The sequence below is a fragment of the Inquilinus sp. OTU3971 genome (assembly GCF_038440215.1).
In genome coordinates this window covers 1-13,686 of record NZ_JASATH010000213.1, presented here as the reverse complement: position 1 = coordinate 13,686, position 13,686 = coordinate 1, and the positions used below count along the sequence as shown (strand labels likewise).

The following is a 13,686-nucleotide window of genomic DNA, read 5'->3' as shown; positions in this document are numbered from 1 at the left end:
CAGTTCGAGTTCGACCCGCGGGCTGTGTCGCGCCAATAACCGGCGTGCTTTAGACCGCTTGGCCATCTCCGAGGTGTGCGAGCGAGGCGAGAAGGTCGGCTGCGACGGCAAGGTCGTGCGTTTCGAACCCTTCGGTAAATTCGTTATAAATAGGCCGCAACATCTTGTGTACATCATCCGCCAGCGACCAGGCGCGCCAGAGCTTTGCGAGATCGTTGGCTGATCGCAACCGCCATGACAGCGCACCGATTTCCCGGGCCAGAGCCATCGACTCGACGAGGAGCGTCTCCGCCTCATCCGGCCGGACATCGTCCGTTAAAATGGAGGCCCGGATGCGCAAAAGCTCAGGAACGCACCATTGTTCGTTCTGCGCGCGGGCGCGATCGAGCGCTTCCTGGATGGTGGTGGCGGCATCAGTCAGGCGGCCGCACTTGGCGAGTGCGTCCGCGAAGCCGCCGAGATAGAAGGGGAATCGTGCCAGATGCCTTATGGCGCGGAACTCCCCCACAGCTTGCTCGAGCACATCTAGCCCTTCGGCCGCCGTTTCATCTTGCGCGCATGCCACTGCACCGCGACAGAACATGGCAACCGGCCGCCAGATGACGATACCGTGCCGCACGACTTGATCGTCGAGCATCGCGGCAAAGCGGCCACATTCTTGGTAACGCCTACTCATAAGGAAGGTTAGACTAGCCCATGCGAGAGCATTGCTCAGAGAAAGCTCATGCTTGGTCTCTCGCGCGAGCGCGATTGTCACCTCCGTAGTGCACGCGGCCGTGTCGGGGAGCCCCGTCAGCCACTGTATGTGCGACAGAATATTTCCGACATCGACATTTCTATCGTACAGAAAACGCGCGAACCGCGGGTCCTTGGAGTCTTTCAAATAGTTCCCATAAAAGCGTTCAATGCGTTTCCGAGCGCCTTCAAGCCGGCCGATGAACAGGTCGGCTACGGCCAAATGCGTTTCGCCCGCCGGCAACGCAGAGGGGTCTGCCGCGGCGGCGACTGAAACGAAGGTCTCAAGCGTCCCGATCCCGGCATCGTGCTCGCCGCCGAACAGCTGGTATGTACCGATCATCCGTAGGCAACGGAGTTGATGGTCGATGTCACCAATCCGAACGGCAATTTCCAACGCCCGTCGCATCGCGTCCATGGCCACGGGTATGGCGCCGCGCGTGAACATCGTCGTGCCTGCGAACGACACCTGAAGCTGCATCTCGGCCGCCGTCCCGACAAGTCCCGCTGCATCGAGTTCATCGAGCGCCTGCGAGACGCGGACGCGGCATTCTTCGGTAAAAGAGAAGTGGTTCCAGAGCAGGCTTCCCGCGACAGCGAGTCGAATGCACAGTGATCTGTCCGCGGCAGCCCCTCTGGCCCAGTCTAGCGCCGAGCGTAGGTCGTCGAGGACGCCTCCATAGGCACGCGCCCAATCCGGGGCCGGCCGTTGGGCCCACTCGCTCGCTGCCCGCTCCAGAACCGCGCAGATATGCTCCGCATGTCGGCGGCGGGCCATCTCTTCCTCACCGCTCAGCCGCAGTCGTTCGAGACAGTATGCACGCGTCGTCTCCAAGGCGCGGTATGCAAGGTCGTCGGCATCCACATCCACCGAAAGCAGAGACTTTGCGACGAGGTTGGCCAGGTCATCGATTACCCGCACTCGTTCAAGGCCCTCACCGGCGACGGCGCAGGCGGAATCGAGACTGAACGAACCGGGAAGGACCGACAGCCGGCGCATGACCGCGCACTCGCTGTCCGAGAGAAGATCGTAGCTCCAGTCGATCATCGCTGTCAGTGTGCGATGGCGCTCGGGGCTGGCGCGAAGCCCGCTCAGCAGGCGGAATCGATCGTCCAGATGCGCGAGCAATCCGTCCATGCCGAAGGAGTCGACGCGCGTCGCCGCAAGTTCGATCGCCAATGCGAGACCATCGAGTCGCCGGCAAATCTCAGCGACCATCCGTACGTTAGCGTCGCTCAGTTCGAACGACTCAAGCCTGTCGGTCGCGCGATCTACGAAGAGCTGAATGGCGGGAAACCTGAGCGCTTCCGCAGCGCTTAAGTCAGACGAAGTGGGCGGCGCGCCCAGTCCTGGCAGCCTGCGGACGCGTTCCCCTCTCACGCGAAGCGGCTCCCGGCTGGTGGCGAGGATCCTCACATCTGGCGTTTCGGCCAGGATTCGATCCGCACAGAGGGCAGCGGCCTCAATGATGTGCTCGCAATTGTCGAGCACGAGCAGCATCTCGCAATCGCGCAAATAGCTGCCCAACGCAGCGAGCATGTTCGCAGAGTGCGTTGCTAGGCCGATCGCAGCCGCGATGGCGTTGGGCGCGAGCGAAGGATCCTTCAACGGCGCCAGATCGATCAGCCATACGCCGTCTCTGAACAGCCCGATCGTCCGCTCGGCGACGGCCAGAGCAACCGTCGTTTTTCCGATGCCGCCGGCACCGACAATCGACACGAGCCGGGACGCATCCAGATCGCGTTGAATGGCTTGGATCGCATCCGCCCTTCCGAAGATCCTCGTTGTCGCGATCGGCAAATTGTGGCTGCGCGCTGTCGCCGCGCGGGGGGGTGACGCGAAGCCAGACAGTCCACTGACTCGGACGGGCGCAATGAACCGATAGCCCCGCCCCGTTACCGTCGCTATGTAGTGCGCGGCTCCAACGCCATCGCCGAGGGCTCGTCGCAAGGCCGCCATATTGGCTTTGAGGTTGCCCTCGTCGACGATGATGTTCGGCCAGGCGCGCGCCATCAATTCGCGTTTGCCCACGAGTTCGCCCGGGCGCTCGACCAGGGCCGTCAGGATGTCCAGTGCACGGCCTCCTACCCGAACGGGAGCCTCGCCCTGCAAGAGCAACTGGCGCTCGGGAATGAGCACGAAGGGCCCGAAGGTGAAGGACCGCGGAGGCCGTTCGGCAAGGTCACTCGTCACGATCCGTTCCCTTAAAACTTCCTTCTATCTGCAAACGAGACCAAAAATAGCATTCTCCTGACCAGCCACGTAGCGAAACGGCAGTATCGTTGCGTCTCCCGCAACATCGCAGGGCATCCGAAGCCCTGATGGCTGGCCGGGCCAACCGGCCCCGGCCCTGAGGTCCAGTTCGGGAGCCGGCGCCACGATGAGGAATGTCCGGTTCGGAGCGCCCTTGAAGGCCTCTGGATGACGGCAATGGGGACAAACCGGCCTTCGCCCTTGGGAGCTGAACCGTCGCGGCCATGAGGGATGTCCGGTTCGCAGGCGTCAGGACGGCGTTCAGATTTCGGCAATCAGAACGATCCGACCTCCAAAGGCCGGATCTGAAGAGCGGTTGCTGTTTCGATCCCGGTCCTGCTGACTGCGCCCTGCCGAGATCCCCCCGTTGCCCAGGTGGGCCCACAGTGCCTCCCCGCGCCTGCGCTGCGTCGCGTCTTGTGGGCACTCCGCTCCGGCGCGGGTCCCCTCCATGGACTACCTGGACAAGCCTCCATCGTCCTCCGGTCATCTGGTCGGTTCCACCTGGCCGGGTTTGTCGGCTTGCGCGCACCGGATCGAACGCCGCAATGGCGGCTCTCCTGGGTGAGGGCTCGATCACAGGCCCGTCGCCACAGGCGTCCGGGCCGCTCCCTCCATTCCCACCCGTGACACCGGCCCGGCCGCCGTCTATGACCATGGCACGAGGGACCGGGGCAGGGGAGCGGCGCGTGGTGCAGGACGGGGGTCTTCAGGCCGGAGGCGGGCAGGCCGGGGTCGAGCGGCCGGGGTTCATCCGGCGGCAATATGACCGGCTGATCCGGGCGGCGCATGGGCCGCGGGCGCAGTGGACGCTGGCCGGCGTGTCCTTCGCCGAAAGCTCGTTCTTCCCGATCCCGCCCGATGTCGTGCTGATCCCGATGATGCTCGCCAACCCGCGGCGGGCCTGGTGGCTGGCGGGGCTGTGCACCGTCGCCTCGGTGGTCGGCGGCCTGGTCGGCTACGCCATCGGCTATTTCCTGTTCGAGACGGTCGGCTCCTGGCTGATCAACCTCTACGGGCTGCAGGCCGGGTTCCACGAGTTCCAGCAGAAATACGCCGAATGGGGCAGCTGGATCATCCTGGCCAAGGGGGTGACGCCGATCCCCTACAAGCTGGTGACCATCACCAGCGGCGTGGCCCAGTTCCCGATCGTGCCCTTCATCCTGTCGTCGATCGTGTCGCGCGGCCTGCGCTTCTTCCTGATCGCGGTCTTGATGCGGATCTATGGCGACCAGGTGCGGCATTATCTCGAGAAGTACCTGAACTGGGCCTTCTGGGGATTCCTGCTGCTCGTCGCCCTCGGCTTCGCGGTGATGACCCAGGTGTGACGGCCGCCGAACCGCGGAGACCCCGGTCATGACCGTGCCAGCCATCCTCCTCCCGGTCTTCGTGCAGGTGGCGCTGATCTTCGTCCTGGCGGTCTGGCTGCTGCGGGAGCGCGCCGGCGCGCTGCGGCGGGGCGAGGTGCGGCCGGCCGACATCGTCCTCGGCCAGCCGGCGTGGCCGGCGCGGGCCACCCAGGTCGGGAACAGCTTTCACAGCCAGCTGCAGCTGCCGGTGCTGTTCTTCGTGCTGGTGATCCTGGCGATGATGACGAAGAAGGCGGACCTGCCGTTCGTGGTGATGTCCTGGCTGTTCGTCGCCACCCGCCTCCTGCATGTGGCGGTGCACACCGGCGCGAACCGCTTGACCCCCCGCTTCGGCGCCTTCGCCGCCGGCTTCGTGCTGCTGCTGGCGATGTGGGTGATCTTCGTGCTGCGCATCCTGCTGGCCGGGGTGGAGCCGGTGTGAGCCCGCGCCGGCTCGCCCCGCAATGATCTCGACGATGGCTTGACGCTTGTCTGACAAGTGGTAGCGTTCCCGGTATACGGAATGTCAGGGAGGGGGCGCATGTCGTTTCTGCAACGCATATCGATTCTGCCGAGCCTATCGGTTCTGCCAGGCGTATCGGTTCTGACCGCCGCGATGGTGGTCAGCCTGGCCTTGCCGGCCTTCGCCGAGGATGCGGCGACCCAGGCGACGGCGCAGATCCAGAAGGTGCGGGACAGCGCCGCCTACAAGGCCGCCGTCGAGCATATCGACAAGAATTACGAGCCCTATGTCGCGGAGGGCATCCGCCTGGTCGAGATCCCGGCTCCGCCTTTCAAGGAGGATGCGAGGGGGAAGGCCTATGCCGAGCTGTTCAAGAGCGCCGGCCTGGCCGAGGTGGAGATCGACGAGGAGGGCAACGTCCTCGGGCTGCGCCGCGGCACGGGCACCGACGACCGCGTCGTCGTGGTCTCCGCCCATCTCGACACCGTGTTCCCGGAAGGCACCGACGTCACGGTCCGGCGCGACGGCACCCGGCTGAATGCGCCGGGCGTCAGCGACGACACCTTCAGCCTGGCGGCGCTGCTGTCCTATATCCGCGCCATGGACGCGGCCGGGATCAGGCACAAGGACACCATCCTGTTCGTCGGCACAGTGGGCGAGGAGGGGCTGGGCGACCTGCGCGGCGTGCGCCACCTGTTCACCGAGGGCAAGTACAAGGACCGGATCAAGTCCTTCTTCTCGATGGAAGGCGGGTCGGCGGACACGTTCACCAATCAAGGCGTCGGGTCGAAGCGCTACCGCATCGCCTTCAAGGGGCCGGGCGGCCACAGCTTCGGCGCCTTCGGCCTGGTCAATCCGAGCTACGCCCTGGCCGAGGCGATCTCGCTGCTGGCCCGGACGGAGGTTCCGACCGACCCGAAGGTGACCTACAATGTCGGTGTGCTGAAGGGCGGCACCTCGGTCAACTCGATCCCGCTCGAGGTGTCGATGGAGGTCGACATGCGGTCCGGCGACGCCGCGGAGCTGGCCAAGATGGAGCAGCGCCTGCTGGCCATCATCCAGCAGGCGGCCGACACCGAGAACTTCGCCCGCTCCACCAAGGAGGGCAAGATCACGGTCGAGGCCACGGTGATCGGCGATCGGCCGGCGGGCACCATCGCCGAGACCGAGCCGCTGTTCCAGCTGGCCAAGGCGTCGATCCTGGCCGCCGGCTACGAGTTCAAGGGGCCGCGCGAGGGGTCGAACGATTCCAACATCCCCTGGAGCCTCGGCATCCCCGCCGTGACCCTGGGCAAGAACGGGCCGGACAAGAACGGCCGGGCGCATTCGCTCGACGAATGGCTCGATGTCGAGAAGGAGCCGATGGTCAAGGGCATGGCGACCAGCCTCGCGACCGTTCTCGCCGCAGCCGGCATGGAATGAGAGGCTGGGCCCGTCATCGACGGAGGGCACCGGAATGATCACGCGACGCGGATTGTTCACCCGAACCCTGACCGCCGGGCTGGCGGCGCTGACGCTCGCCGGCCGGCGGGGCCGGGCCGAGGAGCAGCGAATCCGCATGTTCCAGCTCTACGGCCGGGACATGAGCTTTTCGCCCAAGGCGCAATCCCTGGCCGGCACCCGGGTCTCGATCCAGGGTTTCATGGCGCCGCATCTGAAGGTCGATTCCGACTTCTTCATCCTGTCCAACGCGCCGGTCGAGACCTGCCCGTTCTGCGCCTCCGAGGGCGACTGGATCGACAGCATCGTCTTCGTCCGGATGCGCGAGCGGGAGGAGGCGGTGGACCCCGGCGCGCTGATCGTGGCCAGGGGCGTGCTGGAGATCGGCCCGGCCACCGACGCCGCCACCGGCTTCGTCAGCCGGGTCCGGCTGGTCGACGCCACCTTCGAGCTGTCGTGATGCCGGATGCCGCCGGGCCGCCGGAGCTGACGGCCCGCGGCATCTCCGCCCGGTTCCGCGACCGGACCGGCGCGCCGATCGAGGCGCTGCGGTCGGTCTCGGCGCGCTTCCCGGCCGGCCGCCTGACCGTCGTGGTCGGGCCGTCCGGCTCGGGCAAGACCACGCTGATCCACACCCTGGCCGGGATCGTCCGCCCGGCCGAGGGCGAGGTCGGTTTCGGCGGCACCGTCGTCAGCGGCCTGGCCGAAGGCGCGCGCGACGCCTGGCGCCGCCGGCAGTGCGGGCTGGTGTTCCAGCAGTTCCGGCTGGTGGAGGAGCTGGGGGCGCTGGCCAATGTCACCCTGCCGGCGCTGTTCTCGCGCTCCCGGCTCGATCCCGCCCTGCGGGCGCGGGCGCGCGAGCTGCTGGCGCGCTTCGAGGTGCCCGACCGGGCCGTTCCCGCCGCGCGGCTGTCGCGCGGCGAGCAGCAGCGCGTGGCCCTGGCCCGGGCGCTGCTGCTGGACCCGCCGATCATCCTGGCGGACGAGCCGACGGCGAGCCTGGATGCCGAGAACGGCGAGCGCGTTGCCGCGGCGCTGGCGGAACTGGCCGGAGCCGGCAAGATCGTCGTCTGCGCCACCCACGACCCGGCGCTGGCCGGGCGGGCGGCGGCCGTCCTGACCCTGCGGGCCGGTGCCCTGGCCGAAGCCGAGGAGCCGGCGGAGGCCGTGCCGGCGGCCGTGGCCCTCCCCGGAGCCTTCCGGTGAATCCGTGGCCGGTGATCGGGGCGGCGCTGCGGCGCTATCGCTTCACCGCCCTGGTGTTCGTGCTGCTGGTCGGCGCCGGCGTGGCCCTGTCGGTCGCCATCCTGTCGCAGGAGCGCGCCCTGCGCACCGGCAGCGCCCGGGCCGCGGACCGGTTCGACCTGGTGGTGGCGGCGCCGGGCAGCCAGACCGACACGCTGCTGACCGCGGTCTATCTGCAGCCCGGCGCGGTCCGGCTGCTGGCGCCGGAGGTCACGGCGGCGCTGCTGAACGACGACCGCCCTGCCTTCGTCTCGCCGCTCGCCTTCGGCGACAGCCTGCGCGGCAGCCCGATCGTCGGCGCCATCCCGGCGCTGGTGGCGCATCTCTCCGACGGGCTGGCGGAGGGCCGGGTCTTCGGGTCACGGGCCGAGGCCGTGATCGGCGCCGCATCGCCGCTGCGCCTCGGCGACCGCTTCCGGCCGACCCACGGCGTCCACGCCAGGGCTGCGGAAGAGGACGATGACGGCCATGAGGCGGAGGAGGAGCATGCCGATCACGGCGAGGCCGACGGCCACGACATCGAGCTGACCGTGGTCGGCCGGATGAAGCCGACCGGCTCGCCCTGGGACCGGGCCATCGTGGTGCCGGTCGAGCTGGTCTGGGCGGTGCACGGCCTGCCGGACGGCCATGCCGAGGGCGAGGCGCGGATCGGCCCGCCCTTCGACCCGGCCCGCACCCCGGGCATCCCGGCGGCGGTGCTGCACGCCAAGGACGTCGCCGGCGCCTACCGGCTGCGGCAGGCCTATGCCACCGACGGATCCATGGCGTTCTTCCCGGCCGAGGCGCTGATCAAGCTGTACGGCATCCTCGGCGACCTGCGGCGGCTGATGGCGCTGCTGGCGATCGTCACCCAGGCGCTGGTGCTGCTGGCGCTGGTCGCCAGCGTCGTCATCCTGCTGCGCCTGCTGACGCCGCAATTCGTCACCCTGCGGGCCCTGGGCGCGCCGCGCCGCTACGTCTTCGCCGTCGCCTGGGGCTTCACCGCGGCGCTGGTGGCGGCGGGCGTGCTGCTCGGCCTGGCGGGCGGCTGGGCCCTGTCCTTCGTCATCAGCCGGGCGCTCGCGGCCCAGACCGGCATCGCCCTGCAGCCGACCCTGGGCACGGCCGAGCTTTGGATCGCGCTGGCGGTGCTGCTGATCGGCTTCGCCCTGGCCGCACTGCCCGCCTGGCTGATCCAGCGCCGGCCGCTGGCCGAGGCGCTGGCGGGGGAGTGAGGGTCGCCTCTGTTCACACCGACGTGACGATCCAGGCCGCGCTGCCGATCGCGACCGCGTCCTCCAGTAGGGCGATCGGCAGGTCGCGCCCCATGGCTCGGGCCAGCCGGGACCGCAGCTCGTAGCCCACCAGGGTGCCGGCCACGGCGCCGGCCACGCCGGCGATGAGGCCGACGATCACCGAGCCGCCGACGATGCCGAAGGCGGCGCCGCAGACCGCGCCGCTGACGATCCGGGCGCCGAACTGCACCGGCACCTTCCGGCTCGGCGTCCGCGGCAGCTGGTCGGCGATCAGTTCGGCGATCGCGGCGGCGGTCAGCAGCCAGGGCGTGATCGAAGCGCCGAGAAAGGCCAGCCCGGTGCCGTCGAGCGGCAGCCAGCCGAGATGCGCGGCCCAGCTGACGGCGGCCGGCGCGGTCATCGTCCGCAGCCCGGCAACGCACCCGATCAGGAAGGCGAGGACCAGCATCGAAATCTCCCCCGGAAATGCACGGCCGCGCGGGCCGGTCTGAAAATCGGCCGCCAGCATCGGCGATCCCCGCCCGCCTGTCGATCCCGGCGGTGAGGTCGCGGACGGAAGGGATGGCGTTCCCGGGAGGGGTCGAACCTCCAACCTCCGGATTCGTAATCCGGCGCTCTATCCAGTTGAGCTACGGGAACATGGTGCCTGAGGCTGGGACCGAACCAGCGACCTCCGGGACTTCAAGCCGGCGCTCTACCCACTGAGCTACCCAGGCGAGGACGACTTCAGTCGACGGCAATTCGTATCCTGCTTCAAATTTCCGATGATCGATAGACGATATCTATTCCGTATTTGCTGGTGAGTCAATAATAAAATCAAAGAAACTCAAGATATATTGCAAAACCATTTTTGCAATTAAGTAAACATCATCCGACTACGCAAATTTTATTTGCGAACTGGACGTCGATGGCAGTACTTTTGTTTTGAGGGGGGATGATAAATCGGCTCATCCGGCATCGTCGTCGCATGACAGGCTCCTGGGTTGGCAACAAAAAAGCCCCACCGAACCGGTGGGGCTGCTGAACCCGCAGGACAGACGTGATGCCGTGCGAGATCGTCAGCGCATCCCACCTGGGGATCGCTTCGATCGAAATCGCCGCTTGTGCGCCACGTCAGTCATCGCGTTCCAGGACCGATCGACCCGGAGCTCGGGCCGCCTGGCGGCTGATATAGCCCGCCCGCCCCGCCGGCACAACGAATCGCTGTGAACTGGCCTCACAAGCGAAGAGATGAGGCGGCGGCACGGCCGTCGCGAACCAGGCCGCAAATCCGCACGCGCTTCGCATAAAGCGGCCGGCAACGAAATCTTAAACCAAATGGATTTCAAACCTAGGCGACGAGAGGTAGTATTCTCCGGCTCATCTGCGCAAATGGGATGGAGAGGCGGCATGTCTTTTCGGATCGACACCGGCGCATCGATGCAAAACGGGCGAACCGCGCCTGTTTCATGGGCACAGCAGCAAGCCTTCAATGACGCGATTTCGCAATCGACGCGCATGCGCGGAGCAGCGGGAGAGACGGATAAGACGGTCGACGACCCCGGCAACAGCGGGGGTGTCGAAAAAGGCGAGGGCTTCGCCGACCTTATCGAGCGGATGGTGAAGGAGGCTTGGGCGAGACAGCAGAAGCTGGAGGGCTATAAGGCCGAAGTGTCGAAACAGTCTCCGACCGGCGCAAAGATCATTGCCGAAGCGGAGCGGCTGGGCGTGAAGATCCATGTGCTCAGCGATGAAGACTATGAGAGTCGTTATCCCGGCACGGGAGGCGTGACCGTCAATGGCGAGGTCTACATTCCGGAATCGGCGCTGGATACGGACGGAAACCCGGTCCTTGAGCATGAATTGCTGCATGCCATTCTCGGCCATAGCCCTGAGATCTTCGACAACGCACTGCCGCTCGACGAGCGCATCACGCATGCACGCGATCTGTTTGAGGGAATGGGACTTGATGCCGATGACGGCGAGCGCTTTGCGCGTGCGATCGATGGCTGGCCGCCTGAGCGAAACGTCGACGCGGATCACATACAGGCCTATGTCAGCGGCGTCGATATCGCTCGCGAGAAGGCCGGCTTGCCGCCACTGACGGACGCGCAGCGCGACGAGCTTTATGCGGGTGCGGCGGAGCGGGAGGCGGCGCTCGGCATTCAACGCGGGCCGCTTGCGGACTACGACAAGACAGAGTGGCCCATGCTGCGCCCGCTGCTGCTCGCCAGAGCCGAGGCGCAGTGGGCGGCGACGCCCCAGGGCCGCGCCCATCCGCCGTCCGGCGATACGATGGAGGAGCGTGCCGCAAGCCTCACGGCCATCATCGAGAAATTTGCCAGTGAAGATCGGCTGCTGAAGTTCAAATCCCAGCCGGCGCAGACCGCCCAAGGGCCAGATTGATGAGTGGTCAATTCACATAGACTCGCCCGCATTATGCTGTCTGCGCCAGCAGCCTTCCCGCCCGGTCCACCTCGGTCTCGCCGGCGCGCCAGGACATCCGGCCGTTGACCAGCACGAAGTCGAGGCCGCGGGACGGGGTCTTCGGGGCTTCGAAGGTGGCGGCGTCGGCGATATGGTTGGGGTCGAACACCACCAGGTCGGCGGCGTGGCCTTCGCGCACCAGGCCGCGGTCGGCCAGGTTGAAGCGCATCGCCGACAGGCCGGTCATCTTGTGCACCGCCGTCTCCAGCGGGAACAGGCCGAGGTCGCGGCTGTAATGGCCCAGCACGCGCGGGAAGGTGCCCCACAGGCGGGGGTGCGGGTGGCTGTCATGCGGCAGCCCGTCCGAGCCGATCATGGTCAGCGGGAAGGACAGGATGCGGCGGACATCGGCCTCGTCCATCTGGAAATAGATGGCGCCGGCCGGGTGCAGCCGCACCGCCGCCTCCTTCTCGGTGCAGCCCCATTCCGCGGCGATCTCGGCCAGGTCGCGGCCCGCCATCTCCGGCCGGGCCTTGGACCAGGCGACCATGATCCGGATGTCGCCGGTGACATGGTCCGGGTCCAGCACGGTCGAGCCGGCGGTGTAGGGATAGGCGTCGAGCCCGACCGGCTGGTGGCGGCTGGCTTCCTCGATCACCGGCAGGGTCTCGCGGCTGCGGCCCCAATTGTGCGGACCGGCGCATTTGTGGTGCGAAATCACCACCGGCACGCGGGCCCGGCGGGCGGTCGAGAAGCTCTCCTCCAGCGAATCGAGCACCTTGTCGTGCTCGTCGCGCATATGGGTGGCATAGACGCCGCCGCGGTCGGCCAGGAGTTCGGCCAGCGCCGCCACCTCGTCGGCGTCGGCGGCGGCGTTGGGCTTGTAGTAGAGGCCGGTGGAGAAGCCGATGGCGCCGGCGTCGAGGCTGTCGGCCAGCAGGCGGCGCATGGCGTCGATCTCGCCGGCATCCGCCTTGCGGCCGACATCCGCCATGGTGCCGATGCGCAGCGAGGAATGGCCGATCAGCGCCGCCACGTTGACGCCCGGCACCACCTCGCCCAGCCGGCCGCGATAGTCGGCGAAGCTCGGGAACTCGTAGGCGGCTTCGTCGCCCAGCAGGTTCAAGGGCGGCGGCGGGGCGCCCTTCAGCGTCAGCGGCGACAGGCTGATGCCGCAATTGCCGACCACCACCGTGGTCACGCCCTGGCTGATCTTCGGCAGCATGTCCGGGCCGTCGATCACCGCCCGGTCGTCATGGGTGTGCACGTCGATGAAACCGGGCGCCACCACCCGGCCGGCGATGTCGATGCTGTCCTTCGCCCGGTCGGCGGCGATGCTGCCGGTCGGGGCCACGGCGGCGATGCGGTCGCCCAGGATGGCGACGTCGGCCTGGATGCGGGGCGCGCCGGAGCCGTCGATCACGGTGCCGTTGCGGAGCAGCAGGTCGTAAGGGGCGCGGTCAGGCATGGGCTTTCCGTCGGACAGGGCGGGGCCGGGGCGACACGGGAGCGGCCGGCTCGTCGAGGGTGGGGATCTGGCTGAGAGTGTATTTGACCCGGCGCAGGCTTTCGAGGGCGGTCGGGCCGCGGCGCATGGCCACGCCGGTCGCGACCACGTCGATCACCGCCATATGGGCCAGGCGCGACGCGGTCGGCTTGAAGATGTCGCTGTCCTCGGGCGGGGCGACCGCCAGCAGGATCTCGGCAGCGCGGGCCAGCGGCGTGTCCGGGCGGGTGAGAGCGACGACCGTGGCGCCGTAGTGCCGGGCGATCTCGGCGCTCTCCACCAGGTCGCGGAAGCGGCCGGAGTTGCAGATCGCCAGCACGCAGTCGCCCGGGCCGAGCGTGGCGGCCGACATGCGCTGCAGCTGGGTGTCGGCGTGGAAATCGGTCGGCAGGTCGAGGCGGAAGAAGCGCAGATAGGCGTCGTGGCCGACCGCGTGCGAGCCGCCGCCGATGCCGTAGATGTCGAGCCGCCGGGCGCGGGCGATCGCCTCGATCGCCTGGCGCAGCGGCTGCGGGTCGAGCTGGTTGCGCACGGCGGTCACCGCCTCGATCACGCTGTCCAGCACCCGGTCGGCCAGCTGGGCGACGTCGTCCGGCGGCGCGCCGGCCTGGGGGCGGCGCTCCAGATAGGGGCTGGCGACGGCGAGGTTCTGCGCCAGCCGGACCTTGAAGTCGCGCACGCTGTCGCAGCCGAGGGCGCGGCAGAACCGGGTGACCGACGGCTCGCTGACCCGGGCACGGCGCGCCAGCTCGGCGATGCTGGCGTGGGTGGCGAAGCCGGGATCGGCCAGCACCGCCTCGGCCACGCGCTGCTCGGACGGCCGCAGCGAGGCCTCCATGCGGCGCAGGCGCGAGACGATGTCGACCACATAGGCCATCAGGCGGCCTTGGGGGATGGGTGGGGAGGGCGACAGCCTTTCGATGGCTGGGGCAAGCTTGGCGATAACAATCCTGGGACCAGCCCAGGCTTTTCATCCTCCCCCTCCCCCCGCGGGCTACGGGATGCACGAAAGTGATTTGCGAGGGTCTGGGGAGAATGATTCAAGGTGAAGT

General features: G+C 67.7%; 11 protein-coding genes and 2 tRNA genes. 7 read left to right on the top strand and 6 right to left on the bottom strand.

The features are described from left to right. Nucleotides 1-49: 49 nt before the first annotated feature. Nucleotides 50-2,929, bottom strand: a complete 2,880-nt coding sequence (locus AAHM41_RS34350) for an ATP-binding protein (protein WP_342241131.1) — start codon at nt 2,927-2,929, stop codon at nt 50-52. Nucleotides 2,930-3,678: 749 nt separating this feature from the next. On the opposite strand from AAHM41_RS34350, the gene AAHM41_RS34345 reads away from it, so the two are divergent. The 6 genes from AAHM41_RS34345 to AAHM41_RS34320 all read left to right on the top strand — a co-directional run bounded on the left by AAHM41_RS34345 (nt 3,679) and on the right by AAHM41_RS34320 (nt 8,700). Next, on the top strand, nt 3,679-4,317 hold the full coding sequence (locus tag AAHM41_RS34345; protein WP_342241130.1) for a YqaA family protein: 639 nt from the start codon (nt 3,679-3,681) through the stop codon (nt 4,315-4,317). Nucleotides 4,318-4,345: 28 nt separating this feature from the next. After that, complete coding sequence (locus tag AAHM41_RS34340) at nt 4,346-4,780, top strand: MAPEG family protein (protein WP_342241129.1); 435 nt, start codon at nt 4,346-4,348, stop codon at nt 4,778-4,780. 174 nt (nt 4,781-4,954) lie between these two features. Further along, nucleotides 4,955-6,223, top strand: coding sequence for a M20/M25/M40 family metallo-hydrolase (locus tag AAHM41_RS34335; protein WP_342241128.1), 1,269 nt, complete (start codon nt 4,955-4,957; stop codon nt 6,221-6,223). Nucleotides 6,224-6,257: 34 nt separating this feature from the next. Then, nucleotides 6,258-6,701 (top strand): hypothetical protein, encoded by a 444-nt coding sequence (locus tag AAHM41_RS34330; RefSeq protein ID WP_342241127.1) that lies wholly within the window; start codon nt 6,258-6,260, stop codon nt 6,699-6,701. Next, the gene (locus AAHM41_RS34325) at nt 6,701-7,447 is read left to right on the top strand and encodes an ABC transporter ATP-binding protein (protein WP_342241126.1); all 747 of its coding nucleotides are present in this window, start codon (nt 6,701-6,703) and stop codon (nt 7,445-7,447) included. Before AAHM41_RS34330 ends, AAHM41_RS34325 begins: the two co-directional genes overlap by 1 nt. Next, nucleotides 7,444-8,700 (top strand): ABC transporter permease, encoded by a 1,257-nt coding sequence (locus AAHM41_RS34320; RefSeq protein ID WP_342241125.1) that lies wholly within the window; start codon nt 7,444-7,446, stop codon nt 8,698-8,700. The genes AAHM41_RS34325 and AAHM41_RS34320 overlap by 4 nt, the downstream gene beginning before the upstream one ends. A 13-nt stretch (nt 8,701-8,713) precedes the next feature. Here the strand turns inward: AAHM41_RS34320 and AAHM41_RS34315 are convergent, their stop codons facing one another. The 3 genes from AAHM41_RS34315 to AAHM41_RS34305 all read right to left on the bottom strand — a co-directional run bounded on the left by AAHM41_RS34315 (nt 8,714) and on the right by AAHM41_RS34305 (nt 9,437). Next, nucleotides 8,714-9,169: a DUF4126 family protein gene (locus AAHM41_RS34315; protein ID WP_342241124.1), complete on the bottom strand. Its 456-nt coding sequence runs from the start codon at nt 9,167-9,169 to the stop codon at nt 8,714-8,716. Between the two features lie 114 nt (nt 9,170-9,283). Beyond that, nucleotides 9,284-9,360 (bottom strand) — tRNA-Arg (locus AAHM41_RS34310). Nucleotide 9,361: 1 nt separating this feature from the next. After that, a tRNA-Phe gene (locus AAHM41_RS34305) sits at nt 9,362-9,437 on the bottom strand. Nucleotides 9,438-10,110: 673 nt separating this feature from the next. Between AAHM41_RS34305 and AAHM41_RS34300 the strand changes: the two genes are divergently transcribed. Then, nucleotides 10,111-11,106, top strand: a complete 996-nt coding sequence (locus AAHM41_RS34300) for a hypothetical protein (protein ID WP_342241123.1) — start codon at nt 10,111-10,113, stop codon at nt 11,104-11,106. Nucleotides 11,107-11,137: 31 nt separating this feature from the next. On the opposite strand, the gene AAHM41_RS34295 is transcribed toward AAHM41_RS34300, so the two are convergent. Then, nucleotides 11,138-12,595 carry an N-acyl-D-amino-acid deacylase family protein gene (locus AAHM41_RS34295; protein WP_342241122.1) on the bottom strand — a complete coding sequence of 486 codons (1,458 nt, stop codon included), beginning with the start codon at nt 12,593-12,595 and terminating at the stop codon, nt 11,138-11,140. Beyond that, the gene (locus AAHM41_RS34290) at nt 12,588-13,511 is read right to left on the bottom strand and encodes an SIS domain-containing protein (RefSeq protein WP_342241121.1); all 924 of its coding nucleotides are present in this window, start codon (nt 13,509-13,511) and stop codon (nt 12,588-12,590) included. The genes AAHM41_RS34295 and AAHM41_RS34290 overlap by 8 nt, the downstream gene beginning before the upstream one ends. Between the last annotated feature and the right edge of the window lie 175 nt (nt 13,512-13,686).